23 protein-coding genes are annotated in these 26,980 nt (G+C 41.8%); 19 read left to right on the top strand and 4 right to left on the bottom strand.

The genetic code is table 11. The features are described 5' to 3' along the window. Positions 1-23: 23 nt before the first annotated feature. The 3 genes from dnaN to ACGTNH_RS13015 all read left to right on the top strand — a co-directional run bounded on the left by dnaN (position 24) and on the right by ACGTNH_RS13015 (position 3,206). Positions 24-1,121 (top strand): DNA polymerase III subunit beta, encoded by a 1,098-nt coding sequence (gene dnaN / locus ACGTNH_RS13025; protein ID WP_394587308.1) that lies wholly within the window; start codon positions 24-26, stop codon positions 1,119-1,121. 59 nt (positions 1,122-1,180) lie between these two features. After that, positions 1,181-2,521: an FAD-binding oxidoreductase/lyase gene (locus ACGTNH_RS13020; RefSeq protein WP_394587307.1), complete on the top strand. Its 1,341-nt coding sequence runs from the start codon at positions 1,181-1,183 to the stop codon at positions 2,519-2,521. Between the two features lie 139 nt (positions 2,522-2,660). After that, the gene (locus ACGTNH_RS13015; protein WP_394587306.1) at positions 2,661-3,206 is read left to right on the top strand and encodes a DUF6241 domain-containing protein; all 546 of its coding nucleotides are present in this window, start codon (positions 2,661-2,663) and stop codon (positions 3,204-3,206) included. Between the two features lie 352 nt (positions 3,207-3,558). Here ACGTNH_RS13015 and ACGTNH_RS13010 read toward each other — a convergent pair whose 3' ends face one another. Continuing rightward, positions 3,559-4,431, bottom strand: a complete 873-nt coding sequence (locus ACGTNH_RS13010) for a pirin family protein (RefSeq protein ID WP_394587305.1) — start codon at positions 4,429-4,431, stop codon at positions 3,559-3,561. Then, a complete protein-coding gene (locus tag ACGTNH_RS13005) occupies positions 4,412-4,873 on the bottom strand; it encodes a MarR family winged helix-turn-helix transcriptional regulator (protein WP_394587304.1) in 462 nt (153 codons plus the stop codon). The genes ACGTNH_RS13010 and ACGTNH_RS13005 overlap by 20 nt, the downstream gene beginning before the upstream one ends. 344 nt (positions 4,874-5,217) lie before the next feature. On the opposite strand from ACGTNH_RS13005, the gene ACGTNH_RS13000 reads away from it, so the two are divergent. The 8 genes from ACGTNH_RS13000 to ACGTNH_RS12965 all read left to right on the top strand — a co-directional run bounded on the left by ACGTNH_RS13000 (position 5,218) and on the right by ACGTNH_RS12965 (position 11,686). After that, positions 5,218-5,562, top strand: coding sequence for a MerR family transcriptional regulator (locus tag ACGTNH_RS13000; protein ID WP_394587302.1), 345 nt, complete (start codon positions 5,218-5,220; stop codon positions 5,560-5,562). Beyond that, positions 5,559-6,014, top strand: a complete 456-nt coding sequence (locus tag ACGTNH_RS12995) for an SRPBCC family protein (RefSeq protein WP_394587301.1) — start codon at positions 5,559-5,561, stop codon at positions 6,012-6,014. The genes ACGTNH_RS13000 and ACGTNH_RS12995 overlap by 4 nt, the downstream gene beginning before the upstream one ends. 78 nt (positions 6,015-6,092) lie before the next feature. After that, positions 6,093-6,749, top strand: a complete 657-nt coding sequence (locus ACGTNH_RS12990; protein WP_394587300.1) for a ribonuclease H family protein — start codon at positions 6,093-6,095, stop codon at positions 6,747-6,749. A gap of 313 nt (positions 6,750-7,062) precedes the next feature. Then, positions 7,063-8,277 carry an EAL domain-containing protein gene (locus ACGTNH_RS12985; protein ID WP_394587299.1) on the top strand — a complete coding sequence of 405 codons (1,215 nt, stop codon included), beginning with the start codon at positions 7,063-7,065 and terminating at the stop codon, positions 8,275-8,277. A gap of 35 nt (positions 8,278-8,312) precedes the next feature. Next, positions 8,313-8,825 (top strand): SRPBCC family protein, encoded by a 513-nt coding sequence (locus ACGTNH_RS12980; protein WP_394587298.1) that lies wholly within the window; start codon positions 8,313-8,315, stop codon positions 8,823-8,825. A 267-nt stretch (positions 8,826-9,092) separates the two neighbouring features. Then, positions 9,093-9,557 carry a GNAT family N-acetyltransferase gene (locus tag ACGTNH_RS12975; protein WP_394587297.1) on the top strand — a complete coding sequence of 155 codons (465 nt, stop codon included), beginning with the start codon at positions 9,093-9,095 and terminating at the stop codon, positions 9,555-9,557. A gap of 208 nt (positions 9,558-9,765) precedes the next feature. Continuing rightward, positions 9,766-11,274, top strand: coding sequence for a BCCT family transporter (locus ACGTNH_RS12970; RefSeq protein ID WP_394587296.1), 1,509 nt, complete (start codon positions 9,766-9,768; stop codon positions 11,272-11,274). A gap of 154 nt (positions 11,275-11,428) precedes the next feature. Continuing rightward, entirely contained in the window at positions 11,429-11,686 is a 258-nt protein-coding gene (locus ACGTNH_RS12965; protein ID WP_394587294.1) for a hypothetical protein, read from the top strand. A 285-nt stretch (positions 11,687-11,971) separates the two neighbouring features. Here the strand turns inward: ACGTNH_RS12965 and ACGTNH_RS12960 are convergent, their stop codons facing one another. After that, positions 11,972-21,325 (bottom strand): carboxypeptidase regulatory-like domain-containing protein, encoded by a 9,354-nt coding sequence (locus tag ACGTNH_RS12960; RefSeq protein WP_394587293.1) that lies wholly within the window; start codon positions 21,323-21,325, stop codon positions 11,972-11,974. A gap of 207 nt (positions 21,326-21,532) precedes the next feature. On the opposite strand from ACGTNH_RS12960, the gene ACGTNH_RS12955 reads away from it, so the two are divergent. Next, the gene (locus ACGTNH_RS12955; protein ID WP_394587703.1) at positions 21,533-22,564 is read left to right on the top strand and encodes a PLL family lectin; all 1,032 of its coding nucleotides are present in this window, start codon (positions 21,533-21,535) and stop codon (positions 22,562-22,564) included. Positions 22,565-23,008: 444 nt separating this feature from the next. Here ACGTNH_RS12955 and ACGTNH_RS12950 read toward each other — a convergent pair whose 3' ends face one another. Beyond that, on the bottom strand, positions 23,009-23,140 hold the full coding sequence (locus ACGTNH_RS12950; protein WP_394587292.1) for a YjcZ family sporulation protein: 132 nt from the start codon (positions 23,138-23,140) through the stop codon (positions 23,009-23,011). A 142-nt stretch (positions 23,141-23,282) separates the two neighbouring features. On the opposite strand from ACGTNH_RS12950, the gene ACGTNH_RS12945 reads away from it, so the two are divergent. The 7 genes from ACGTNH_RS12945 to ACGTNH_RS12915 all read left to right on the top strand — a co-directional run bounded on the left by ACGTNH_RS12945 (position 23,283) and on the right by ACGTNH_RS12915 (position 26,880). Continuing rightward, positions 23,283-23,717, top strand: a complete 435-nt coding sequence (locus ACGTNH_RS12945; protein ID WP_394587291.1) for a hypothetical protein — start codon at positions 23,283-23,285, stop codon at positions 23,715-23,717. Positions 23,718-23,749: 32 nt separating this feature from the next. Further along, positions 23,750-24,247 (top strand): GNAT family N-acetyltransferase, encoded by a 498-nt coding sequence (locus ACGTNH_RS12940; RefSeq protein WP_394587290.1) that lies wholly within the window; start codon positions 23,750-23,752, stop codon positions 24,245-24,247. Between the two features lie 2 nt (positions 24,248-24,249). Next, on the top strand, positions 24,250-24,978 hold the full coding sequence (locus tag ACGTNH_RS12935; RefSeq protein WP_394587289.1) for a Type 1 glutamine amidotransferase-like domain-containing protein: 729 nt from the start codon (positions 24,250-24,252) through the stop codon (positions 24,976-24,978). Then, positions 24,944-25,471: a GNAT family N-acetyltransferase gene (locus ACGTNH_RS12930; RefSeq protein WP_394587288.1), complete on the top strand. Its 528-nt coding sequence runs from the start codon at positions 24,944-24,946 to the stop codon at positions 25,469-25,471. Before ACGTNH_RS12935 ends, ACGTNH_RS12930 begins: the two co-directional genes overlap by 35 nt. Positions 25,472-25,491: 20 nt before the next feature. Then, on the top strand, positions 25,492-26,199 hold the full coding sequence (locus ACGTNH_RS12925; protein WP_394587287.1) for an SAM-dependent methyltransferase: 708 nt from the start codon (positions 25,492-25,494) through the stop codon (positions 26,197-26,199). A 147-nt stretch (positions 26,200-26,346) separates the two neighbouring features. Further along, complete coding sequence (locus ACGTNH_RS12920) at positions 26,347-26,646, top strand: hypothetical protein (protein ID WP_394587286.1); 300 nt, start codon at positions 26,347-26,349, stop codon at positions 26,644-26,646. 42 nt (positions 26,647-26,688) lie between these two features. Next, positions 26,689-26,880, top strand: coding sequence for a hypothetical protein (locus ACGTNH_RS12915; RefSeq protein ID WP_394587285.1), 192 nt, complete (start codon positions 26,689-26,691; stop codon positions 26,878-26,880). Positions 26,881-26,980 lie beyond the last annotated feature (100 nt).

The following is a 26,980-nucleotide window of genomic DNA, read 5'->3' as shown; positions in this document are numbered from 1 at the left end:
TCTATTCATAGAAGGAGAAGCATATGGAATTTACCATCGAAGCTAGTTCCTTAAGTGAGGTTTTACGAGACATAACTCGTTCCACCTCTAACAAAGCTGTGATTGACATCCATTCAGGTATTAAAATAGAAGCAGCAGAAGGTTCTATATCTGTTGCCGCTGTGAACGCTGAGTATTACGTGCAAAAATGTATATCTTCAGTTGAGGTTATCCAGGAAGGAAGGATCGTTCTTCCAGGAAAACTTTTTACAGAGGTCGTCAAAAGAATGACAGGAACCCTTTTAGTAAGATCTGATCAATTCCGAACTGAATTCATTTCTGAGGATCTAAAGACGTATATGAATGGCATCGATCCACAAGAATTTCCTCAACTTCCGCAGCAAGAAGGTGAGACCACCTTTTTCTTATCCCATAAAACAATTACGGATCTAATTGACGGGACAGCGTTTGCCGTCTCTACAAATGAATCTAAACCTGTTTTGACAGGGGTGCGATGGGATGTAAGTGAGAGTCACATTCATTCAGTCGCCACTAATTCGCACCGCCTTGCGCAGCTGCATAAAAGTGTAGAGGGTAACAAAGAAGTGCAGGCAACCATTCCAGTGATGACATTAAAAGAATTAAAGAGACTGATGAAACAGGAAAAGGATATAGAAGTGTCTGTCGGATTAACAAGCGTGCGATTTTCCTCAAAGGAGTTTATACTGCATTCTCGAATCATTGAAGGAATTTATCCTTCCGTTGATAAATTGTTTCCTAAAGAAGTAACCACCCGATTTACGATAAATAAAAATAATCTTCATAAAAGTGTTGATCGTGCTACATTATTTGCTAGTGAATGGCGCCACTGCAATGTCCATTTTGAAATTGCTGCAGAAGGAAAGCTGCGAGTCTACGCTAATGCTTCCGAGCTTGGTGAAACGGAAGAGTTTTTATCCATTGAGCAGTTTGAAGGGGAGTTGATAAAGATCGCCTGTGATGGAAGGTTTTTCATGGAAGCTCTTCAGTCGATGCAGTCTGAGGACGTTCAAATTAGTATGAGTGGAGACAAGCGGCCGATTGTTATTCGACCGACGAATGGTGACAAACATGTTCATCTGATATCACCTGTGAGAAGCTGAAAAAACGTGTAGTAATCCTCATGTAACTACCTTAACCATGTAGATGAAAGGAGACACTTATGTACGACGTAACGATCATCGGGGCAGGAGTAAGCGGTGTTTTGCTGGCTTACACTTTACTGCAGAAGAATGAAGATCTATCTGTTCATGTGATTGATAAAGGGAAAAAACTAAGTGAACGTTATTGCGGCCTTGATGAAGGAAAATCGTGCACTTGTTCAGACGGGTGCAGTAAATACCTGGGCTTTGCTGGCCTGGGTAAATCAGAGGGCAAGTTTAACTATACCAATGATTTTGGCGGCGAACTGGCTCAGAAGATTGGTGAGAAGGAAGCAGTACAGTTGATGAATGAAGTCGATTATATTCTTTGTACTTTCGGAGCTGATCAGGTCGATACTTATAGTACGAAAAATGAAGCATTAACAGATAGAGCGGCCCGGTACTCGCTGCGTGTGTTGAGCACGGAGGTGCGTCACCTCGGTACAACTGTCGCCAGTGACGTTTTTCAAAAGATGTATGAACAGATGAAGGATCGAATGACGTTTACTTTTGAAGCGAACGTAGAGAGCATCCAAAAGAACGATATGTTTCATATTGACACGAACAAAGGCAGCTTTATAAGTGAAAAAGTGGTGTTAGCCACAGGAATGAGCGGCAGCCAATGGTTAAAAAAACAAACTAATGCTTTAGGATTGTACCCTGAGAAAACACGCCTTGACCTTGGGATCCGTGTTGAAATGAGAGGGGATCAGCTGGATCCGATTCTTCAGGATACCTTTGAAACTAAACTACAGTATGCCGGTAAAGATTACTCAGCTACAACGTATTGTATGAATCCTCGAGGCAGGATTATCCGCAAGCATCAGCATGGATTTGTAATGCCCGACGGTCAAAACCAGCATGAAAAAGAAACACCGAGTAATAATTTGAACTTTACGTTATTTGTGCCAAAATACTTTTCTACCTATGAGGATGCCATGTATGAAGCTGAGCAGGTAATCGGGGGTATTAATAAAGGCACTGATAGAATTGTGGTACAGCGGTTAGGAGATTATATGAATCATGAAACTTTGGAAAATCGTAAAAGCCATGCAATTATGCCTTCCCTTGAGGCCGAAGAAGGAAAGTTAAACGAAGAGGTTCCAGCTGTGTATTTAAAAGCTTTACTCGATTTTTTTAAAGCGTTAGAAGGGCTGATTGGTGAATCAATTGACCCGGATACTTTATTATACGGCATCGATGCGAAATTTTACGAACCTAAATTGCATACAAATGAAAGGTTTGAAACAGAAGTGCAAGGTTTATATCTTATCGGAGATTGTTCAGGGGAGACCCACTCACTTTCGCAGGCAGCTGCAAGTGGAATCTACTTAGGGAGTAAAATATGCTCATTTAAATAAAAAAATACTGCTGAAACTAGGTATAAAAGCTCGCTCCCCTTCTTTGTAAGACCATAATTTGGTTTTATTACTATATACTTGAATTGAGTTCTTTGGACCTATATTATAGTACATAGAGTTTTGCATGAGGGGGGAACGTATGTATAAGAAGATATTTGGTTTATTAGCCGCTCTAATATCCGTCCTTTTGCTCGGGTTTGGGGTGCTTATTTTTGTTGATCTAATGGAAGAAGATACACCTGCTTCTTCTGCAGGGAAGGACGAACAGAACGAGGAAGAGGAGGTTCACGAAGTAAATGAACTTTCTGATAAGAAATTTGAAGAAAATGAAAGTGAAGATTTGAACCCTTTTGGGGATGCTGTTGAAGCTTCTGACATGCGCGATGGTGATTTTCAGGAATATATACATAAGATGTCACACCAAAAAGTAGTGGCCAATGATAAGTGGGGCTTCTATAAAATAACAGAAGAACGGATTAATTGGCTTTCTTCCGCGCTAAATGAAGCGGAACTTTCTCATAAAAGTGTTTATGAACAAATACTTAATAAGTGGTCGCAGGGAGATTTTTCCTCAGTAGATGAGGATCATAATAAAATGTGGAGTTTACAAGGCGGAAACGTTGGTAAGGCGACAGGTATTCTTTCAGAATCCGAAGAAGAAGAATATATTAATAGTGCTGAGTAATATTAAAAAATACAGCTCAGTGACTCCATTTAACTCGTGGAAAACCTCCTGTTTTTCCTTGCCGCCAGTAGCGAAGGACCCTTCCCTTTCCGCGTCCGAGCGTCCGAGCTTCCTCGCGAAGACCACGCTCGGCGATCTCGCACACTCGTTCTTCCGCAGGAGTGGAAGGGTCCTCCTTAAGGCAGAAAAGGAGTCTCCTTCACTACCTCACCTTTGCTCGATGAAGGAAGGGGAAGTATTTTGATGAGCGATAGTGCACGTTAGATTTCATATAAATAATCCGAACTGATTTCAATCGAATCATTCGGATTATTTTTGCTTTATTCCGTTTTGCCCCGGATTGTTTTACTCTTTATTCAGCGGGCGGTCCAAATTTACCATCATGAAAATCACGGTAGGCTTGTTTAATTTCTTCCATTGTGTTCATCACAAACGGTCCATAAGGAACAATGGTTTCTCGAATGGGTGTTCCAGAATAAACGAGTACTTTTGTTTGGCGTTTGTTAGATTTTATATACAGGTCACTCGTTCCATTTGTATCTCCTTTTTCATTAAAGCTGAGAGTCGCTACACCATGTTTTCTAAGGTTAACCTTAGAAGTGCCTGCATCTAAATCGCCAGCTAATACATAAAGGAAAGCATTATGATTCTCAGGAATCTTCAGATGATACTCCGCACCTTTAGCTAACGTTATTTCTGTCAGTGTTATTGGAACAATGGATTGCATCGGGCCATGCACACCCGCTACATCTCCGGAAAAAACTTTAACATGTCCTCCTTTAAAGGAAACGACGGGGGCGTCTTCCGAATAGACATTTTGATAAGTGGTTTCTGTGTTTCTTTTATCTTTAGGCAAGTTAAGCCATAACTGAAGGGTGTGGGCGATATCATCCTCTACGCCATCTTCAGCATGACGGGCAGCCCAGCCGGCATTCATATACTGCACATCACCAGGTTCGAGAATGTCCCGGCCTCCGGCGTTATCAATATGCTCAAGTCTTCCGTCGATCACATAAGTTACGGTTTGAAATCCCCGGTGCGGGTGGTCAGGGAACGTTCCTTTTTTAAACCAGTCTTCTGCCATCAGTATAAAAGGATCGAACTCAGCCCAGCGATCAACTGGAAGCACCCATCCTTTTTGAATGGATGGGAAAGACATTTCGTTATACTCTACGTACCAGTGGTCTTTCACTTCACGCTGAAAGTTATTTGGCATTTCCTTCATCCTTTCTTTCGTCCTGTTTTTCAATATTTTGATTCATTTTCGAAAGAAGACGATCTAACTGTTTCAATTCACCTTGAGTAATTCCTTCGCAGACAATGTCGTTAAAATTCTCAGCAACAGGCAGTATCTTTTCCTTTAATTGTTTTCCTGAAGCTGTCAGATAAAGTTCCAGCGAGCGACGGTCTGACGATGAGCCTTCCCGTCTTATAAAGCCTTTATCTTCAAGGTTGGATGCCATACGCGCTATGTTCGTTTTATCTTTATTTAATTGTTTGGCCAGTTGGTTTTGAGAAAGTCCATCCTTCTCCCACAGCAGCATCATAATCAGGTTCTGCTCAGGTGCGAGGTTATATGGCTTAAGCTGACTTTTAATAAAACTAGTAAGTTTTAAATCTGTCTTATGAATTTTAATGCTTATATAGTCTTGAAAAGTTAAATTCATGCTTTATTCCTCCCCTGCGGGAAAATAGTTGCTATACATACTACTTTACAAGTAAAGAAGGTGAAAAGTCAATAAAAGGGAACGTATAGAACGTTGTAAAATAGATATAAGAATTTATATTGTAAGGAGGAATATAAGTACGAGAAGTAGAAATAAAACGTACTGAAAGCAATATACTCAACTCTCTTTCATGACATAAGAAAGTGGCACTCAAAGAGATAGAAGCGTAAACGTTGGAGCGGCATCAAGGATGACCTGCTTTAGATAAAGTAGCTAACTTTTATTCCCTGCATGCTTGACCCTGTAGTGCACCTTAAGGTTTAAAATAAGAGGGGAGGGAGAACATGTATAAAATTAGTGAGTTTGCAGAGATGACAGGTCTTACAAAAGAAACACTGCGTTATTACGCCGAGGTTAAACTGCTGGAACCTGCTTATGTTCATCCTGAAAATCACTACCGCTATTATGATGATGGAAGTTTTTTCCTAGCTATGCTGTTAGTGAAATTGAGAGAGTTTGAGTTTACGATTCAGGAAATGATTTCAGTAATGGAAGACGAATCATTTGCAAATCTTGAAGCACTACTGCAAAAAAAGCGGGATAACATTCAACTGCAAATCAACCATCTTCACTCAAAAATAAAAGATATTGAAGGTTTTCTTGCTGCAGGAAGGGAGAATGAGGAATGATCGAATGGAAAGAAGAAAAGGTGATTGAAACCAACATAGAAAACGTGTGGGAATTGTTTTTAGATCAAAATATTAAACGGATTATGCCTAAAGTAGAAGAACACGCGCTGATCGAAAAAAGTGAAGATGAACCGGGTGCTAAGCACAGGCAGACGTACCGAGAAGGGAAACGTTTGGAAACGTACATCGTCGATACACTGGCTTATGAAAATAAAGAAGACGAAAAGTATAAAAAGGTAAGTTTTATTATAGGAAAAGCCTTCGAGATTACAGTATCCTATCACCTCATAAAGCTGGATGATAATCGGACAAAGCTTATTTATGAAGGGCAGAACGAGGGAGTGAATTTTGTAGGCAGGGCGATGCTGAAGCTTGCCAATAAAAAGGGCAACCATGATGTTGTAACAGAGTTTATGGACCGCGTTGAACAAGAAGCACGGCGGCAGCAATAAAAGCAGACATATTATTCCGGATCAAAGGGAACAATGAATGTAGTTTGTCAAAGCTTGAGAGGAGGGGGGCATCCTACGATGCATGTGCGGATCGAAATGACATATAAGACACCGAAGCGAACGGAGACACATTTTACTTCTGACGAGATGCGGGCAGGTCAAGCGCTGCTTATTGCAGAGGATCTTGAAAAAACGGGGAGAGCGAAAACGATCACTTTCATTGACCGCTCTGAACGTACATGGAATACAAAGGAACTAAAGCAGTATATGAAGGGCATCGAAACCGAGCCGCATAATATCATTATTTATTTTGATGGCGGGTTTGATCACGATACTAAGCGTTCTGGTTTAGGATGTGCCATTTATTATGATCAAAGTGGTAAATCGTTTCGTTTAAGAAAAAACGCCCAAGTAGACCAGCTGCATTCTAATAATGAAGCTGAATATGCTGCGCTGCACTTTGCTTTGAAAGAACTTGAATTGTTAGGCGTACATCACTTGCCGGTCACTGTAATTGGAGATTCTCAAGTGGTCATTAATCAGCTGGATGGGGAGTGGCCTTGTTTAGAAGAGGAGTTATCCAATTGGGCCGACCGCATTGAACGAAAAATGAAAGAAATGGGCATACAACCGGAGTATGCAGTCGTTTCCCGTAAATCGAATCGAGAAGCGGATCGGTTGGCTACTCAAGCCTTACAGGACATTGATATTACGAGTACGAGTGAAGTAAATTAAAAAGGGTGCTATGCAGCGCCTTTTTTTGATGCATGGAAAAGGTTAAAGAAAAAAGATCGCTAATCCAGTTAAAAGCAGCAGGATGGATCCAGATAGGAGAGCTATTCTAGCGGGACGGTTGGTTTTATGGAAAATGCGAAAGAACATGAACCTCACCTCATTTCTAATATAAATACTGATGACCTATTATACGAAGGACGCAAGAAAAAGGATTCACATGACAACATATGAAGTCGGGATATATAATAAAAATATCCGGATAATTTATTATATATCCCTATAGAACTTGAGAGCACAAAAAGGAGGGAGATCGATGGATCCATTAGATATTGTAAGTCATTTACATAAGATAAAACCTGTCTACCAGCCTGTTATCAGTGCAATTAAGCATGATGTTGCAGGCTATGAAGTACTGGGACGTTTTTATTACAACAACGAGTGGAGAAGCCTCGGGGAGTTTTTTCATGATGATGAAGTGCCTGAAGAATTTAAAGTAGAGGTTGATCAGCATTTATTATATTTAGCTCTTTCTGATATGCTTTCGTATCAGAAAGAAGGGTATTTATTTATCAATCGAAATGCCAAGCAGCTCATGATTAATGATGGAGAAGATTTGTTAGAAACGTTACTACTTTTTGAACAAAAAGGATTTGCGATGAATCGAGTGGTCATTGAAGTCACCGAGCACGACTTTGATGAAGAATTTGAGGAACTCAGTCATTTGCTGCTTTACTATAAGACGTTTGGCATCCAAGTGGCGATCGATCATGTCGGAGCAAAGAGCTCTAATATTGATCGTATCCGCCAGCTGGAGCCTCATATATTGAAGATTGATACAAAATCTATTCGTACGCATAATGCTGATGGGTTCCAGGATATCATGTATTCATTATCCATGCTCGCTCAGCGGATAGGGGCCGCCCTGCTTTTTGAGAATATTGAAGAGGATTTCCAGCTGCACTTCGCCTGGAAACATGGAGGACGTTACTATCAAGGATTTTATTTAGCCAAGCCCAGCTTTAAGCTTTTATCTAAAGAGCATTTGACTTTGAATTTAACGTCTAAAGTTGCTGCCTATATACAAAGAGAGAAATCACTGATCGAAAGACGTCTTACCTTAGTTACTTCCTGGGAACAAAAGGTGAAAAAAATTTTATCGAAATGGGAAGGACCAAGAAAGGCGGACTCTTTTATCGATTGGGTTACGGATCAATTTGATAAAGAAAGCTTTCGAATGTTCGTATGTAACAGTGACGGCCAGCAGGTTTCTTCAAACTTTAGAAAACATGAAGCAAGCTGGGAGCTCGAGCCCTATAAAAAAGGATCCAACTGGGCGTTTCGACCTTATTTCTTAGAGAATGTAATGCAGATGAAAATTTCTAATAAGGGCATGCTTTCGGAAATCTATTCAGATATTGAGACAAAGGATATGATCCGAACCTTCAGCTATCCATTGACGGATCAGCATTTTCTGTTTATCGATCTTCAGTATTCATTTATGTATGACCACGAATGCTTACTCATATAAAAGTACAATAAAGTGTTCAACCAGGAGGGATGTAAGTGGCTGAAAACAAAGTGGAAGTTTGGGTGGAAGGTAGAGACTTAGTTATCGAGCGAAATTTTAATGCTCCGCAGAGTCTCTTGTTTCAAGTGTTTTCACAATCTCACCATTTGGAAGAGTGGTGGGGGCCGCAAGGGTGGGAAACTGAAAATAAAACATTTGAGTTTAAACCAGGAGGTTCGTGGCATTATTGCATGCGCTGTGTGGATAAAACGCAGGGAGACTTCTATGGGCAGGAATCGTGGGGGTTAGGAAAATTTCAGGAAATCTCAGTTCCGACAAGTATTACTTATACTGATGTTTTTTCTGATGAAAAGGGAAACCCATCAGAGAGTATGCCGCAAATTGTAGTTACTTTAAATTTTTATGCACAAGAGAATGGCGTCAAGCTGAGAACTCGTAGTGAATTTGCTACTGTGGAGGATCTGGAAGCCGTGAAAAATATGGGCGTCATTGAAGGCATGGCCTCTCAATTTGAATGCCTTGATGCTTACTTAATTGAAATTCAGTAATTCTAATGAATGTCGATATTTTAGCATTCTAAGTACGTAGAAATAGCCCATGTTTTTAGAAATAGAATGCGCAAATCTCTTTAAAATCGGTTGGTCTGGAATTTAAATTCCAAACCAACCGATTTTTAAAATTCTACCTTTTATAGATCCCTTGAATCCTCCCTTACTTAAAACAGAAACTAATGAAAAGAGGATTGAGTGCGCCCCTTCTTTTTGAAATAATTGTAAGCATATATAATGGTTAGTTTAGAAAAGGAAGCGAAGTGAATGATCTTTAAACCGATTCAATTGCCGAGAGACCGGGCTGCAGTTATTCAATTTCAAAAAGATTCATTTTACGTAAGCTTTGGTGAGGAGCAGCATTTCAATGAGGAAGAGTATGTAAACTGGCTTAGTGAGCAACTTGCTAAATACCCGGAAGGATGTGTGTTAATTGAAGAGAATGGTAAACCGATAGGTCAAATAGAATTATCGATTAGAGAGTATAAAGGAGAGCGGATCGGCTACGTTCATCTTTTTTATTTAATAGCTGGGGAGCGGGGGAATGGAAAAGGAAAATGGCTTCAGTCCTTCGCGGAAGATTTTTTTCGTCGGAAAGGTCTGCGGCATTATCATTTAAGAGTTTCGCCCACCAACCTGAAGGCTGTGAAGTTTTATAAGAAAAACGGATTAGTTGAAATTGGACCTGAACTATATGGAAAAGTGATACGAATGATGGGGGTGGTGCCTTAAAAGTTAGGTGTAAGTTCTCTTTACTATGGAAGCGCCTCGCAGGGTATTATTTTGATATAGCGACCGGTTATTATACAATGATGAGAAGGTTGGAGAAAATTGTTTGAATTTGCGTTGTACAGGGTAATTTAAGGCTGAGCATCAGGTTAGTGGTACGTAGCGCTGGAACAATTTTTCACTAAGAAACTAATACATAAGAGGTGGACCCATGAAGAGAGTAACAACTGTTTTTTGGTATGGTCTTGTTATATGCGGGTTATTTGTTCTTTGGGGTGTAATTGCTCCAGAGAATTTAAAAGAAACGACCGCAGAGGCCACTGCTTTCATTTCCACGCGGTTTGGATGGTATTACTTATTAATTATTATGTTAATGCTCGTATTTTGTGTGTACTTAATGTTTTCTCGATTCAAACATATTAGACTGGGCAAGCAGAATGAAAAACCTGAATTCAGCTTAACGGCCTGGTTTGCTATGCTTTTTAGTGCAGGAATGGGAATGGGACTTGTTTTCTGGACAACAGCTGAACCTATTTCTCACGCTTTTATAAGCAGTCCGCGTGCTGAACCCGGAAGTGATCAGGCAATAAGAGAAGCCCTGCAATTTTCTTTTTTCCACTGGGGGATCCATGCCTGGGCTGTTTATGCCCTTGTCGCCTTAGTATTAGCATATTTCAAATTTCATAAAGGCTATGCCGGGCTGATCAGTGCTACGCTTGTACCCGTGTTCGGTAAAAAGCGTATGGATGGATTGGCAGGCAGAATGATTGATACTTTAGCTGTAGTGGCCACAGTGGTTGGTGTTGCAGCTACTCTGGGTTTTGGGACTGCGCAAATTAATGAAGGGTTAGCATTTCTTTTTAATACTCCGGCTAACTTTGGCGTACAATTAATTATCCTCATCGTTGCAACGGCTCTGTTTATTTTTTCAGCCTGGTCAGGAGTCAGCCGGGGTATAAAATATTTAAGTAATATTAATATGCTCCTTGGGTTTATATTAATGATTGCATTGTTAATTGTCGGGCCGACTTTGTATATTCTTAATATGTTCACGGACTCGCTGGGAGGATACATTACAAACTTCTTTCATATGAGCTTCCGTATTGCGCCATTGAATGAGGAAGGCCGTACCTGGATCGACAGCTGGACCATTTTTTACTGGGCCTGGTGGATTTCCTGGTCGCCGTTTGTTGGTATATTCATTGCCAGGATCTCAAGAGGACGAACGATCAAGGAATTTATGATGGGGGTATTGTTTGTACCTTCGCTCGTCTGCTTTATCTTTTTTGCCGTATTTGGGGTGTCAGCTATGAACCTGGAGCAGGAAGGGATAGCTGCAATCTCAGACTATCCAATGGAAACGGCCACCTTCGCTATGCTTGAACAATATCCGCTTGGTATGGTGATGTCTTTTGTAACAATTGCAGTAATTGCTATCTTTTTTATTACATCTGCAGACTCGGCTACATTCGTCTTAGGGATGCTTTCTACGTCAGGAGCAATCAATCCGTCTGGAATAGTAAAGATTGTCTGGGGATTAAGTCTATCAGCCATGGCTGCCATTATTGTGTATTTCGGCGGTACGCAGGGATTGCAAAATGTGCTCATTATAGCAGCTTTTCCATTTTCAGTCATTGTACTTCTAATGGGGTATTCTTTCTTTAAAGCTGCCAATCAAGAAGTTAGAGGAACCAAACGAAAGTCTTCGAAAAATATTTAGAAGTTTACGTTTATTTTCTCAGGTATGTAGGTAAAAGGTAATAAGAGAGTCTAATTAACTTTTATTAAGCAGTTGAAAATAACTGTGAGCTTATATATCATAAAGTTAGTACTCACAGTTTTATAGAAATGAAATTCCTTAGAGGAGTGACCACATGTTAAGAGAAACGGACTTTCCTTCAGAAGAACTTAAAAAGCAATGGATTAAAGTGCGCAACAAAAAATTAGAAGAAATGGCACAGTACTTTAGACCTTATTTTCATTTAACTAAGGTTAGAGAAAACAATAACAGCTATGAGGTTCAGGGCTATTTTTATCAGCCGGGTTTCGGTGAAGTGAAAATGGGTTTTGAATTCACTCATGAAAATGTTGCTAAATATACAGATTTATTTGATGAGCCAATTGAAGGTTAAGTAAGAAGAAAATGAACCCATTGTGGACACAATGGGTTCATTTTTTCGTACCAACTCTACCGAACATTGAATACAGGTACTTACCCTGAGAAGAGGAGTGGTAAAACTATGGATATTTCTATCCTTGTAGCGATATTTATCATTATACTAGGTGCTCTAGGCGGAGGATACTATAATCATAGAAAAAAGAAATAACCGATACGAACGTGTACGTTTGCGAAAACCTTCCCCACACCGATTGGCATAGAGGAAGATTATCAATTTCTTATTTTATAAAACTCTTTTCTAATTAATATCGCAGGTGAAGGTGAGAAGATCATTCTCCAAATGAATTTCTTTCGTGAGACAGGTACTTACCCAATCTAATACACGGTCAACGTTAATACAAAGGTTTTCATGAGGTTGGGAATCTAAGAAAGCTTCTATGCTTACCGTAGTATTGTGTAAAGATTGGATAGTAAGGTTTAAACTTAACTGAGGCAGGACAGAGCTTACGTTTCCTACGCGGCATTGAAGGTCTGCGCAGCAGAATATATCATTTATAGTACACGTAATCCTGGATCCATCAGGTGCGCACAATAAAGCCTGAGTGTAAACCGTCTGCTGAATCGGATCGCTGGTGCAAGCGCCATTTTCTCCTTCAACTTCAAGTAGGATCGTAAACGATAACGCAAGTTTAACCAATTGTAATACCGTATCTTCTCCATTGATCTGAACAATAAAGCTTTCCCTGTCTTCAGAGTTAACCTCTTGGCAGCTCATGTTTTCAATTGTGCACGTGACTTCTCGATTCTCAAGTAAACAAGGGTTTCCTTCTTGCAGCAGTTCAATTCTGACGAAGGTAGTCTCCCCATTAAACACTTGGATGGATGCGGTTAGTGTTTCGTATCCTAGGGCAGAAATGCGCAGCCGGTACGGTCCTTCGGGAACGTCTTCAAATCGGAATAAACCTTCTGAATCAGTTGCTGTCTGATTAATAATTTCCCCATTCTCGTTAATTAATTCAACGAGTGCGTTTGAGATAGGGAATGTGGTATCTTGATCTACAATCTGCCCGATGATACGGCCTAACGAAATGGGTTGAAGGGTAATTGTGAGTTCAAGCACTTCGTTAGGTGCGAGGATGATAGCTGCATTCTCAGAGAAGTAATTCACTGCTGCTGCTACAACTCTCAGTTCACCCGGTGGCAGCCCGGTAAGAACCACGACTCCATCGCTGTCCGTGACTCCATCACCTACCTGTCTCCCATCGGGAAGTAAAACGGAAACACCAGCTCCAGCAATCGGTTCTCCTGTAACCCGGTCTCTAACATTTACAAATAACGTCGCAGGCTGAACGCCTAAAATAACCGTAATGGAAGTTGTCAATCCGGCCTCAATGGAAAAAGGAACGATCGTGGATTCATAACCTTGCGTGGAGACTGCTGTTGTGTAGTTTCCAGGCGCCAGGTTGAGAACTGAAAATTCTCCTTGATTATTGGCTAATAGGGTGATTATTAAACGATTTTCCTCATCAAAAATTCGAACACTCACCTGTTGGTCAGTGATAGGATCTCCTTCTGTATCCCTCACTCGACCTTCAAGTCTGCCGGTTAGAGACGTTAAAGGGATGTTGGATTCTTGAATTTCATCGGGTGCCACTACGACAACTATAGTATTCACAGCATATCCATTGGCGCTTCCACTAACGGTAAACACTCCTGGCGACAATCCTGGAATGAAATATTTTCCATCCTGGTCACTGGTGGCATTTGCAACGACAATGGATGACCCTCCAATGATTCGTCGGACAACTACATCTGCTCCAATAATCGGCTGGCTGGTTTGGGTGTCGTATACGAGGCCGGCTATCGCTCCAGGATTTGGGTAAAGTACAGCATTGACGACTTCTTCTTCACCAACAGTCAAAGTAATTCCTCTATATTCTGTGCCAAAGCCTTGAGCACTGAATACAACCGTATGCGAACCTTGAGGAAGATTCCCGATAAAATAGGAACCATCTGCTGCCGTCAGTGCTGTCCCCAGCACCACTTCATCCTGAGACACAATTCGAACGGATGCTCCTTGAATCGGGCCTCCTTCAGAGGAGGTGACGGTGCCGTTTATAGAGGCTGGATCAGGAATTAAAAATAAATTGGCTGTCGTGGTTTGCCCGGCTGCTGCTGTCGCTCCTACAGCTGCACGGGCATAACCCGCAAAAGAAGCGGTGATAATATATTCGCCCGGCGCAACTCCTGGTAAGTAATAAAAGCCGTTGTCATCTGTCACTGCATTTGCTATAGGAATTAGGCTTTGAGACGGGAAAAGTTGAACAACCGCTCCAATCAGTGGAACTTCTTCAAATGCATCAAACACCTGACCTTCAATCCTGCCAGGGTTTGGTTGAAGTGCGGCATTAACAGTTGAGGTTTGATTAGCAATTATGACAGTACCGATTGTTGCCGTTTGGAAATCTGGATGGAAAAAGGTAATCGTGTAGCTTCCCGGTCTTAAGCCCTCAACCTGATATCTTCCTTGATTGTCAGTTTGAACGGTAACGACAAGGATCCCGTTATCATCGAACACGGAAACCCTGACATTAGATAATCCCGCTCCTGTAACCGAAGAAGTGACCATTCCTTCAACCGTACCTGCATTTGGCAGAAGTTCTAAGGTGACTTCAGTTGTAAGGTTTGCATTTACTTGAACAGAGGCACTTTGAGAGCCGAACGACGGAGTAAATGCAGTAACGGTGTATGCTCCCGGTGTTAAGTTTTCAACTAGGAATTGACCATTACTGTCGGTCGCGATGGTTTGGATGATCGGCCCTGTAGGAGAGAACTGCCTGATCACAACTGTAACACCAAGCAAAGGTTCTCCCGTAACTTGGTTGATTACTGTACCTCGAATACTTCCTGGATTTTCAACAAGTGAAAAGGTTGCAGTTGTTATCTGATTAGAAGAGACCGTTACGTCTTGAAGTGCAGTACCGAATCCAGCCGCTGAAACTACAATCCGATAAACCCCTCCGGATAAGTTGGTGAAAGAGTATAACCCATTTGGATCAGTCGTCAATGTGACTACTAAGGCTCTTGTTTCATCAAAGATTTGTACAGTAGCTCCAGAAATTGGCTCACTTGTGACAGCGGATGTTACAACCCCCGTCACTCCGCCGGGTTGTGGAGTTAATGCGATTGTCGTAGATACAGTAGCTCCTGGTGATAACAACACAGCCGTTGATGCAGATCCATACCCCGCTGCTACAGCCGACACAATTACAGTTGTTGGCGGCAGACCTCCGATTAAAAAGTTTCCATTAAGATCCGTTACAGCGTTCGTAATTGGGAGTCCATTTACATCCGATACAGTTACGATTGCTCCAGAGATTGGATCACTAGTTACAGAATCAACGACTTGCCCTGTAATTCGTGCTGGATTCGATGCTAACGGGATCGTTAGAAACGTATCCTCTCCAGCCTCCACAACCGCACCAACCGTTTGGGATGAGAAGCCTTGCGCACTAATCGTAAGCTGATAAGACCCTGGGTTAAGTTCTGGAATTGTAAATTGTCCATTTGAATCAGCTAAAACGATAATAATTAAATTCCCTGCCTGGTCGAAGACTTTTATTTCTACCGCTGTGTTTGTGAGGGGATCGCCGTTTTGGTTCGTTACAAGACCAGAGATAGATCCAACTATTGGAGATAAGCCGATATTGACTGTAGTTGTCTGGTCACTTTCAATAATAGCTCCTACGACAGTCGTTCCATATCCTGTGGCCGTACTTGTCACAGAATACGAGCCAGGCGCTAACCCTTCAATTAAATAATTTCCATTTTCATCGGTGAAAGACGAAGCAACCACAACCGGGATTCCTCCAACTGTTCGGACGACGGTAATAGCGCCTGTGACAGGTTCACCTGTCAGCGTATCTGTTACCTGACCTTGTATACGTCCCGGGTTGGCAGTTAACTCGAAATCTAAGTTATTTATAATATCTCCCGGTCCTAAAATAACTCCTCCGACCACTGCACCAAATCCTGGAGCACTAATAATGATTTGATGATTTCCAGGCGGGAGGTTGGTTATGGCATAATTCCCAAATTCGTCCGTTACTACAGTGGCTAATACTGTCTCATTTTGATCGACGACCCTTACTGTAGCATTCGTAATCGGAACCCCCGTGGATGAACGGATTTGACCAGTAATAGTTGCTGGGTCAGGGAAAAGAATAATCGTTGAGCTGGTTGTTTGATTAGAAATAACCGTAATCCCTGTTTGCCCAGTTGAATAATTTTCATAGCTTACTGTTAATACATAGGCGCCTGGTGCTGCCCCTGATAAATTAAAACTCCCGGTTCCATCTGTAACTAAAGTAGCAATGGGTAGTATTCCTAATGCCGGAAATACTCTTACCGAAGCACCAATTAATGGATTGGACTCATTATCTAAGACGACTCCTGATAAAGTGCCTGGATCTGCTGCTAACCTAGCATTTACAGTGGCAGTTTCTTCAGGCATTGTCGAAAAACTTAGAGATTGAGATTGATAATCATGCTGAGTGAACGTCAAGATGTAAGAGCCAGGGGTAAAGTCTTCAATCAAATACGTGCCATTTGGATCGGTTTGAAAAGAACCAATCAATATTCCATTGGTATCCAGCAGCTGAATGAGTACGTTGATTAAAGGCTCACCTGTGCCCGCATCGGTAACGGTTCCTGTAACGGAAGATACCAATTGGGTGAGAATGAAGTCTCGAATAATGGTTTCTCCCGGCTCAAGCAGAACGGAGGATGCTTGCGTTCCGTAATTTGGTGCTGTGGCAATGATAGTAAAAGATCCTTGTGGTAATCCCGGAATAAGGTAAAATCCATCATCATGACTTAAAGCTGTAGCAATAATCGGTCCTGCCGCTGTAAATTGTCTGACAATAATTTGGGCACCGGCTATCGGCGACCCGTTATCATCTGTAACCTGCCCGGTTAGAGTAGAAGGATTGGGATCCAAAGCAAAGCTGGCAATCGATGTTTCATCTGCTGTCACTGTGAGACTGATTAATTGATTGGCATATCCATTGAAACTTGATAAGACGGTATAAGTTGCTGGAGACAGTCCTGTAGCGATATAATTTCCTTGAGCATCCGTATTTGTTGAGAAGACAAAAGCTCCCGTCTGGTCAAATACCTGTACACTTGCGCCTGCGAGAATGAAGCCGGTAATCCTGTCAATAACAGTTCCGGTAACCTGACCAGGATTTGAAGCAAGGGAAAGAATAACGGTTGATTCGTCTCCTGCTGTTAATACGACTGCTGTCGAGGCAGATCCAAAATTGGATGCAGAAGCTGTAACGTTATAGGAACCAGCCGGAAGATTTTCTATACGAAATTCTCCTGCTTGATTTGTAAAACCACTGCCCAGGATAGAACCTGTTAATGGATCAGAAACCGTTACTGTACTTCCAATAATTCCCGTGCCAGATTGCTGGCTGATCACCTGACCTGTTAAAACCGCTGGGGAAGAATCTAATTGAATGACACTTTGCGTAATCGCATCTGCTTGAACCAAAACCCCTACATTTTTAGACTGAAAACCGGGGGCAGACGCCTGAATGACATATGTGCCAGGCTCAATATTACTAAATACAAAGCTTCCATCTGGATTGGCGAGTATGGTAATGATGGTCACATTTAAATCATTTAAAAGCTTCAGCTGCAGATTTGCTCCTGTGATCGGATCTCCGTCAGCATCGATCAGCTGTCCTTCTATGGATCCTGCTAATTGAATTAAAGAAATGTTCGCATTTGTTGTAGTATCACTGACTACTATAGCTCCAACAGTTATCGTTCCATACCCCGGCAAAGAAGCCGTAACGGTGTAACTTCCAGGTGAAAGACCGCTGACCGTATAATTTCCAAACGGACTTGTGGTGGCGGAAGCTACAATTTGGTCTGAACTCCCCGCTTGACGTATAACTACAGATACGTTGGCTAATAAATCATCAGTTATTGCATCTATAACCAGCCCGCTGATTGCACCAGAATTTGCGGCAAGCGTGAAATCGACATCTGCCTGTGATTCACCCGGCTGAAGAATGACACCTGATATCACCTGACTAAAACCAGGCGCAGTAACAACCACAGTTAAAGCCCCAGGCGGAAGATTTCCGATGGAATAATTCCCCTCGGCATCTGTTCCTGCAGTTCCTAGAGAAACTTCATTAGAGTCAAATACTCGAATGGTCGCATTGGAAATAGGATTAGCATTTTCATCAAATATAGTACCTGCAATGGATGCGGGATTCGCCGTTAGATTGATATCGACCGTCGTCGTCTCGTCAGAATTAACAAATGTACCTGTAGAAACTGTAGAAAAGTTCGGGGCGCTGCCAGTAACAATATAACTACCCGGGGCTAGATTCATAAAGGAATAAAAGCCATTCTGATCAGCTATAACACTAGTGATGAAAACATTGTTGGTGTTGTAAAGCTGGACAATGTTATTAGGCTGCACCGGCGTGACTGTTCCATTAATTGCGCCTGGATTAGCGATAAGCATTAGATCGACGGTGGAGGTCGTACCAGCTAGTATGATTGCTCCGCCAACCTTCGTTTGGAAATTAGCAGCCGTTACAACCACATTATAGTTTCCAGGTGGAAGTCCGCCTGCCGTGTACTGGCCGTTTTGATCCGTTAATACGGTTTCGATTAATACATTTTCTGAAGTGACGACTTGCACGACGGCTCCTGCAATCGGGCTTCCTGATGCTGCCGCAGTAATTGAACCTGTTAATAAGCCGGGATTAGGAGTCAGGGCGATTTGAACCGTTTCCTGCCCGCCTGGAGGCACGGTAACCGTTGCAAAATTGGTCTGGAACGACAGAGCAGATGCTACAACCGTATACGTCCCCGGCGCCAGTTGATCAACTAAGAATTCACCGAAGTTATTTGTTAATACATTGCGGATCACTGTTCCGTTCACATCGAGTACTCTGACTTCAATCTGTGCGCCTTCGATCGGATCTCCAGTCTGTTGATTTATCACTGTGCCATTGATGGAAACAGGGTTAGCCATTAAAGTGAAATTCAAATTACTTATGGCGTTTGGTTCGATTACAGTCCCTAACGTGGCCGATTGAATGTTATCGGCTGCGGCGGTCACAGCGTATATACCCGGCGCCAGCTGGGTGAGAATATACTCACCGTTCTGGTCTGTAATTCCTGTCCCTGCCACCGCGCCGCTCACACTTTCCCTTACTGTTACAATTGTGCCTGGAATTGGGTTATTTCCTGTATCCACTACTGTACCGGTAAGAGTACCTGGATTCTGCGCCAGTGAAAAGTTAATGGTTGTCGTTTCAAACGCATTGACTTGTGCACCGAGAGCCTCCGTTTCGAAATTATTGGCTGCAGCTCTTACTGTATAGTTGCCGGGTGTTAAATTTGCAAAAGTGTACTGACCCATTTCATCAGAGAATGAAGAAGCGATTGAGATTCCATTTTGAAGCAGATGTACGATGGCACCTTCGATCGCCTGCCCTCCTGTTGATTGGACAGTCCCGGAAATTCTGCCAGTGATTTGATTCATTTGAGCGTTGAGAACGATGACCCCATTTGGCGGAATGATAATTCCTGAAACTATAGATGCATACCCAGCCTGGCTGAAGGTTACAGTATAAGAACCTGCTGGAAGGCTGGGTATCGTATAGTTGCCGCCGGCATTTGTTTGTGCGACGGCTACAGTTATGCCGCTCTGGCTGATTACCTGAACGGAAGCTCCTTCAATCGAATCGCCGGTTTCGCTGTCCGTCACTTCCCCTGAAAGTGTCCCTGGCTGAGCAAGCAACGTCACATTCTGAACGGTTGTTTGATTGGCCATGACAGAGAAGCCAAGCAGACTCGTTTGATAACCATCTGCCCTCGTTCGAAGTGAATAGGTGCCAGGAGCAAGCTGGTCGATAGTGTAATTGCCTCCGACATCTGTTACTGCAGAAGCGATTACATTGTTCCCTGCGTCCAATATTTGAACAGAAGCATTTGGAATGGGTGTATTTGTCTCATTCTGTACTGTGCCGGTAACTGTTCCCGGGGAATCCTGCAAAATGAAATTTTCATTTGTTAGTGTATTAGAATGAATGGTTACAGCTCTTGTCTGTGATTGGAAAGTAGATGCACTTACAGTTAACGTGTAGAAACCGGGAGAAAGGTTTGGGAAAGTGTACATCCCTTGAGCATTCGTTGTTTCTTCTCCTAAGACGGTATTGAATGAATCAATAACCCGTACAATAGCTCCTGAGATTGGCATAGCACCTGTCGTTTGGACAGATCCCGTTAAAGTACCAGGATCAGGTGGAAGAATGACATTTACAATCTCGGTTTGACCTGCTGCGACTGCAGTTGTTCTCGTTGTCAACATGTAATTGGATAAAGAATACGTAAGGTTGTAAGTACTTGGAGTTACATTCGTGAAATTATAATTTCCATTCCCGTTTGTAGTGGTAGATGCAATCAGCACGTTTCCTGCATCTCTTAATTCAACAGTTACCCCGGTTAAAGGCAGCCCATTGAGACCTGAAGTTACTTGCCCGGTAATCGCGGCCGCTTGAATAACATTAATTGAATTTGAATCGGTCCGAACCGGGAGTAGTCCACCGGTAAAGTTATCAATTCCAGACGAGGTTACCGTATTTAACGTCCTCGTGCCTGAAGAGGTGAAAGTGCCGCTTACAGTATGCGATAAATTTACTGTTTCGCCAGGGTTTAAATTGCCGATGTTCCACGACAATGTATTCGTGGATTGATTAAAAGCTGTACTACCCAAAGAAGCGGACACGTTATGGAGGCTTGTCAGCTGATCCACTTGAATGACATCATTTATAAAAAGCTGACGCGCTAACGAAAGACCGGTGTTGGTTACCGTTACGGTCTGATTCCATGTGCCTTCAGCTCCATTTAATATACTTTGAGGACCTGAAGCAATCGATTTACTAACGGCAAGATCGGCACGTACATCCACATCTTCAGGAGCTGAAGGATTAGTTAAAGCATTTACAAATTGAAAGCCTTCACTTGTCCGCAGGGAATCCTTGTTATAGTTGTTTGCATTTGCTGAAGTAAAGATGACGGTTCGAAGCTGGGTGCTCTCGTTAATGCCGAGCGTTTGAAAAAAAACATTTGCCGGAAACTGAAAGTCTATAAAGTAATCAGGATTTCCACCGAAATTCGAGCCGTCACTGGTTAGAACTGCTCGAGCCGTATCAAAATTGACGATCGGCCTGGAGTAGTTCGGGGCCCCCTGTCCGTTCGTTCCTTCGGCAGGGTCATTCCATGAATTGAATTGCCTTTGTGTATTTTGAACTAAATTAATCGTATTATTTAAACCGTTAATATTCGCCAACCAATCGTACACGCCTGGTGTCCCGGACGTGTTAATCAATACGCCCCATGTGAAATTTCGAAAACCTGTTAATTGGGCGTTGATGGGAGTTGTATTCAAACGGATGCGGAAATATATATTTTGCCCGTCATAAGCAAAATAAGCAGCTGGAAATTGACTGTTTCCCACGATGTCTGTTGAGCTGGGCGACTCATCTCCTACCACGTCAAAGATTGGTTGAGCGCCTAATAAGATCGGTTGAAACTGATTATTAGACGGAAAAACCATAGTTGTTCGTTCTCCTCCTTAATTTTACATAACTATAGTTTATTAGGATGGAATGGTTAAGTGAGTGACTATGCCTAGAGGTTTTACAATAATGCAGATCGAAGCGTATTCCAATTCACCCGGTAATCCTACCTGCCTCTTTTTCATGATTCTTTCTCTAATTGCATAAAATTGATATCGATAACTAAAGGGAGGTGTACCCCTGTGATGAATCATTATGGATTCCCACCACATCCACACTACGACTTTTATTACAGAAGCGGGCCTTCGTTAAATTCCAATCCTTATCAACATCCTCACACTTATCCACCACATGTCCAGCCTTACTACCATCCAGTACAATTACCACAGATGATGGGAGATAATCAGTGGCGTGTAAGCTGGAAGCCGTGGGAAGATCTTGGCGCACCGCCTAATGGCTTTCGAGGAGCACCGGCTGCAGCGTCCTGGCAGTCGAATCGGTTAGATTGTTTTGTGCGAGGAAGAGATAATCGGATGTGGCACAAGTGGTGGGACGGTTCGAGATGGAGGGAATGGGAGGATCTTGGGGCGCCGCGTGGAGGGGTTAGAAGTTCCCCGGGAGCGGTTTCGTGGGGACCGAACCGGATTGACTGTTTTGTTAGAGGAAGAAATGATCGAATGTGGAACAAATGGTGGAATGGGTCACGCTGGAGTGAGTGGGAAGACCTTGGCTCTCCGCCTCCAGGGTTTGAAGGAGCACCAGCCGTGGCCTCCTGGCAGTCCAATCGCTTAGATTGCTTCGTTCAAGGTGATGATAACAATTTATGGCATAAATGGTGGAATGGAGCGAATTGGAGTCAATGGGAAAACCTCGGCTCACCGCGCGGCGGTGTCAGAAGTTCCCCTGGAGCGGTATCCTGGGGTCCAAACCGCATTGATTGTTTCGTGAAAGGAAGAAATGATCGAATGTGGCATAAATGGTGGAATGGTTCCAGGTGGAGTAACTGGGAGGATCTTGGCTCACCACGCGGTGGCTTTGATGATGCCCCGGCTGTGTCTTCGTGGGCTAGAAACCGACTGGATTGCTTTGTTCGAGGCAGCAACAATGAACTGTGGCATAAGTGGTGGAATGGTTCCAGGTGGAGTAATTGGGAAGACCTTGGAGCTCCAAGGGGCGGCGTTCGATCTGCACCCAGTGCTGTGTCCTGGGGGTCAAACCGCATTGACTGTTTCGTCAGAGGAAGAAATGATCACATGTGGCATACGTGGTATTCATAATCTTTATTAGAAAAGCAGTCTGTGCGGGGTTTAATTTCCTGGCAGACTGCTTTCTTCTAATTTAAGAGATTTAAGTCTTCCATTCCTTTTTAAGTTTAAAGCTTCGTTTTCCATTTGCTGTTGAAATAGTCAACGCATCTTGAGTTTTCATGTTTTAATTCCAATTAGAAGATCTTTTGTTTTAAGACGTTTGTGACGGAAGTAAGCTAAAAGGCTGAGAACAATAAGGGCTCTGTAGCCATAGGAGGCAAGCATCAACCGCCAAGCGATTCGTGAGTTTAAACAAAAACTGGAACTACTCTTTTATGTAAATGACTTTTTCAGTAGTCTTTGACGCGGACTGCTTTTATGGAAGCGCCAAGGAGTAGGAAAAGGAGATATGTAACGATCGAAAAATAAATAAGTTAAGGTCATATGCCTTAACTTATTTAATAAAGAATTATATTACTTATAAAAAGAGGCTCCAACAATAATTAAAAGAATGAACAATACGACGATCAAAGCAAAACTGCCGCCTTTGTTGCGACCATATCCGCCATATCCGCCATATCCGCCATATCCACAACCATAGCTCATTTTCTCACCACCTTTTTGCTCGTTAACGATAGCTTATGAATAAAAAGAGAAAAGAGACAGGGCTGAAAAATGAAATTATAGCCACCTTTGTTGTGAATATTGATAAAATTTGAAATAATTACTTACATAAGCTGGGATTCTCATGCAGGGATACTTATTACCCTTAAGAGAATGTCTTTTAGATAAAAATTACAACAGCATGGTGATGGTCTTGAAGTTCATTTATTTCGTTCTCGCTTTATTCCCGTTTCCTTTTCTTTTTCACTATTACGAATATGAACAAAGAAAGGTATTAGAAGAAGAGGCAGATTTCTTACTTATTGGAACTATATTTTTTGTACTGGTTACCAGCATCTTCTCAAAGGCCGTAAAGCTTAGATATTTTCTTATTGTAAGCGTTGTGACTACTCTCCGTTCGTTATACTTAGCGATCAATTTCCTGCCAAACGATGGAGCCTGGTTTAAACCTTTTGGAAGAAATAAAGTAATTGTATTAACCGGTATTCTCTATGGAACAGGGCAGCTCATTAGAAAGGGAATCATTTCTAGTATCAAACAAGGAAACAAGATGACTTAGGATTATTTTTTAAAATAGAAGGGGGTGGAAATATGATCATTTTACAGGAAGCAAAAGCTGAGGAAGAATATATTTTACACAACCTGATGCAATTTTACATCTATGAATTTAGTAAATATATACCTTCAATTCAATTAGAGGAAGATGGTTCATACCAATGGTTTAACTTAGACAAATATTGGGAGAATGATTATTTTCACGCTTATTTCATTAAGCATTACGAAGAGTTGATAGGTTTTGCTCTTCTAGAAAGTCAGTCAGAGCATGAGCCGAATACGATTGAAGAATTTTTTATTATTGCAAAGTACCATGGTCAAGGATTTGGAAAAATAGCTGCCACTCAGCTTTTTCATAAGTATCCTGGGGCGTGGAGTGTCCACCAAATGGAGAAAAACGTACCCTCCCAGGCTTTTTGGAAAAAAGTGATCAGCCGACTTACTGACGGATATTTCATAGATAGGGTGGAACAAGGCAAACATATTCAAGAATTTCACACAAACTCTATTAAAAAGGTTTATAGAGGAGGGTAACGGTGAGAAACCGAACAGAGTTACAAACGGGAGTAACAGAAAGGGGTAAGGCAGGGACTTTAATATTGTCCGGAGGAGGAAATGGTGAGCAGTCGCGCATTATAAACGTTTACTTTGCCGAATTGATTAACAAAGAGAAGCCGGTATTATATATCCCTCTGGCCGGTGATCCTCATGTTAGACCGTATAAGGAAAGCTTTGAGTATGTTGGACAAATGTTTCATGAAGCCGGAATTAAAAAAGTTGTAATGTGGACAGAAGTATCTCTTAAAACGCGTCAGGATTTAGAAGCTTTCTCAGCGATTTATATAAGTGGAGGCGATTCCGGTCGACTATTAAACATAGTAAAAGAAGATGGGTTTGATGAAGTGTTAATAGACTACTTTCAAAACGGTGGGATCATTTATGGACAAAGTGCTGGAGCTATTATATTCGCGAAAGAGCTTACCCATTTAAAAAATGGACATCCTGTCGCTGGACTTAATTTAATAGAAGGCTGCTCAATTTGGTGTCACTATACGCAAAAAGACGATGAAGCGATACATAAACGCGTGACACAACTTCGCCATTCGGTTTTATTACTGCCGGAAGGAAATGCTGTGCTTTGGAACGGCAGCCATATGCGTTCGATGGGTGCCCGATCCTCATTTTTAATAAATGAATGGTTGGAGAAAGAACCGGTTGAGGAGTTGGATGATGAAGCATTACATTCGAAAAGCAACAGCGGCTGATGCTAAAGAGATTGCGAAAGTCAGTACAACCAGCTGGAAATCCACATATGAAAATATTCTTCCTGACTCCTTTTTAGCTTCTCTTGATCCAAGTGATAAAATATCCAAGTGGGAAAATTTTATCGCTAGAGATGATGAGAATTTTATATTTGTCGTTGAAACAAATGAAGGAAAAGTCGTTGGCTTTTGTCATGGCGGTTTAGAACGAACAGGGAAATACCCTTTCAGAGGTGAATTGTACGCCATATATTTTTATAAAGAGGTGCAGCGAGCTGGTCTTGGTCAAAAGCTTTTAGGGGCCCTGGCTCGTAAGCTTTACAGTGAAGGCATGGTGTCGATGCTCGTATGGGTGCTTGAAGACAATCCTTACCGTCGGTTTTATGAAAAGAGAGGTGGAGCGGTCATCGATGAAAAGACAATAACGATTGATGGTTGTGAGCTTAATGAAGTTGCTTACGGGTGGATGGATATCAGTATAGTAACCCATAACTAGAATAGATGAGGTGAGTAGAGATGAGCAGAACAAAGTTAAATTTAGAAAAGATTATTTTTATTGGAAGAACATACGAAGAGTATCTGGATATGTTTTCGTTAAAGGAAGAATCGTTAATAGGGAAGAAAATTCTTGATTGTCCTTCGGGTGCTTGTTCGTTTACGGCCGTTGGCAGATCAAAAGGGATAGATATTACCGCAGCTGATATGGCTTACGATCATGCCGGTGAAGTTCTTGAAGAAAAAGGAAGACAAGATTTACAGCATGCGATGGAACATATGGAAGAGGCGAAAAGCAATTACATATGGAGTTACTTTCAAAATATGGAGGAGCTAAAGAAGTATAGACAGAGTGCATTAGAAAATTGTACACAGGATTGGAAAGAAGCCAGCGATCGTTATGTTCCTGTTGTGCTTCCTGAACTTCCTTTTAAAGATGAAGAATTTGAGCTCGTCCTATCCGCTCATTTTTTGTTTATGTATGCAGACCGCTTAACCTATGAATTTCATCTGAGTTCGCTTCAAGAACTGGTGAGGGTTGCTAAAGAAGAAGTCCGACTTTTTCCAGTCGTTGATTTAGAGGGCAGGCGCTATAAGAGAATGGAGGAAGTCATTGACCACTTAAAGGCTCAAGGGTATACAGTGAAGGAAGTAAGTGTGTCCTATGAATTTCAAAAGAATGCCAACTCGATGCTTGTTATTACTAAAAATAAAACTGGTGAGAACTAAATGATCACCACTTTATCGTGTTGATGAAGTGATTAATACGCAATTTAGTACTTATTCACTATCCTCGAAGCATTCACGTTAAGTTATATTATAATAAATAAGTATGGAGGAGATCTGTAAATTAATGAAGAATAGGCGGTAAAGCAATTGAAGAGAAAATCAGCAGTTTTTATATTCATTATCTTGCTGACGTTACTTATAGGAATTCAAAAGGTTCAGCCACCATCGTTTGGCCCCCTGGAGGAAAAACTAACAGTTCAATATACAGTTGCCGCTGTGTCACATCCACCTTCAACCCTTTCTTTGTCGAGTGAAGAAGCCTATGAATCGCCGGTTCCTTTTATAAAAAAAGCTTTATGTCCAATTTTTGTGCCAAAAAATAAATATATAGAACCTCATTCTGTGTACTCTATTTTTTATCAAGAAAATGAAGGCTTTTATCCGTAATCCTTTCCATTGAGTTTGAAAAAATAGGAAAGGAGAAGGATAATGAGTACTGAACGAAGAGAAAGCCTTGAATGTGCTGGAATTACTTTCATTATTCTAAGCTTGTTTTTTGGCATGATGATTGTGGCAGGAATCTTCTCAGGTGTGCATTGGTTGGAATTACTGCCGGGTTTCTCGAAGGATTATGTAAATGTAGAAGTGTTCCTTGACCTCCTTGACTTTAAGGAAAACTAAAAAGATTTGACCTCTATGAATAGCAGATTCTGTGTATTAGCGGGTGCTTCGGCTATTTTTGCAGGGGAGGCAACTTTACATTAGATAACGCCTTAACGAA

This window comes from Halobacillus sp. B23F22_1 (assembly GCF_043497005.1).
Taxonomy (GTDB): domain Bacteria; phylum Bacillota; class Bacilli; order Bacillales; family Halobacillaceae; genus Halobacillus_A.
Note: the sequence above shows the minus strand (reverse complement) of the source record. Positions and strands in the feature narration are given on the sequence as shown.

Excerpts from the sequence above, each read along its gene's own strand:
- dnaN (WP_394587308.1), top strand. The coding sequence starts at position 24 with ATGGAATTTACCATCGAAGCTAGTTCCTTAAGTGAGGTTTTACGAGAC.
- ACGTNH_RS13020 (WP_394587307.1), top strand. The coding sequence starts at position 1,181 with ATGTACGACGTAACGATCATCGGGGCAGGAGTAAGCGGTGTTTTGCTG.
- ACGTNH_RS13015 (WP_394587306.1), top strand. The coding sequence starts at position 2,661 with ATGTATAAGAAGATATTTGGTTTATTAGCCGCTCTAATATCCGTCCTT.
- ACGTNH_RS13010 (WP_394587305.1), bottom strand. The coding sequence starts at position 4,431 with ATGAAGGAAATGCCAAATAACTTTCAGCGTGAAGTGAAAGACCACTGG.
- ACGTNH_RS13005 (WP_394587304.1), bottom strand. The coding sequence starts at position 4,873 with ATGAATTTAACTTTTCAAGACTATATAAGCATTAAAATTCATAAGACA.
- ACGTNH_RS13000 (WP_394587302.1), top strand. The coding sequence starts at position 5,218 with ATGTATAAAATTAGTGAGTTTGCAGAGATGACAGGTCTTACAAAAGAA.
- ACGTNH_RS12995 (WP_394587301.1), top strand. The coding sequence starts at position 5,559 with ATGATCGAATGGAAAGAAGAAAAGGTGATTGAAACCAACATAGAAAAC.
- ACGTNH_RS12990 (WP_394587300.1), top strand. The coding sequence starts at position 6,093 with ATGCATGTGCGGATCGAAATGACATATAAGACACCGAAGCGAACGGAG.
- ACGTNH_RS12985 (WP_394587299.1), top strand. The coding sequence starts at position 7,063 with ATGGATCCATTAGATATTGTAAGTCATTTACATAAGATAAAACCTGTC.
- ACGTNH_RS12975 (WP_394587297.1), top strand. The coding sequence starts at position 9,093 with ATGATCTTTAAACCGATTCAATTGCCGAGAGACCGGGCTGCAGTTATT.
- ACGTNH_RS12970 (WP_394587296.1), top strand. The coding sequence starts at position 9,766 with ATGAAGAGAGTAACAACTGTTTTTTGGTATGGTCTTGTTATATGCGGG.
- ACGTNH_RS12965 (WP_394587294.1), top strand. The coding sequence starts at position 11,429 with ATGTTAAGAGAAACGGACTTTCCTTCAGAAGAACTTAAAAAGCAATGG.
- ACGTNH_RS12960 (WP_394587293.1), bottom strand. The coding sequence starts at position 21,325 with ATGGTTTTTCCGTCTAATAATCAGTTTCAACCGATCTTATTAGGCGCT.
- ACGTNH_RS12955 (WP_394587703.1), top strand. The coding sequence starts at position 21,533 with ATGAATCATTATGGATTCCCACCACATCCACACTACGACTTTTATTAC.
- ACGTNH_RS12950 (WP_394587292.1), bottom strand. The coding sequence starts at position 23,140 with ATGAGCTATGGTTGTGGATATGGCGGATATGGCGGATATGGCGGATAT.
- ACGTNH_RS12945 (WP_394587291.1), top strand. The coding sequence starts at position 23,283 with ATGCAGGGATACTTATTACCCTTAAGAGAATGTCTTTTAGATAAAAAT.
- ACGTNH_RS12940 (WP_394587290.1), top strand. The coding sequence starts at position 23,750 with ATGATCATTTTACAGGAAGCAAAAGCTGAGGAAGAATATATTTTACAC.
- ACGTNH_RS12930 (WP_394587288.1), top strand. The coding sequence starts at position 24,944 with ATGAAGCATTACATTCGAAAAGCAACAGCGGCTGATGCTAAAGAGATT.
- ACGTNH_RS12925 (WP_394587287.1), top strand. The coding sequence starts at position 25,492 with ATGAGCAGAACAAAGTTAAATTTAGAAAAGATTATTTTTATTGGAAGA.
- ACGTNH_RS12915 (WP_394587285.1), top strand. The coding sequence starts at position 26,689 with ATGAGTACTGAACGAAGAGAAAGCCTTGAATGTGCTGGAATTACTTTC.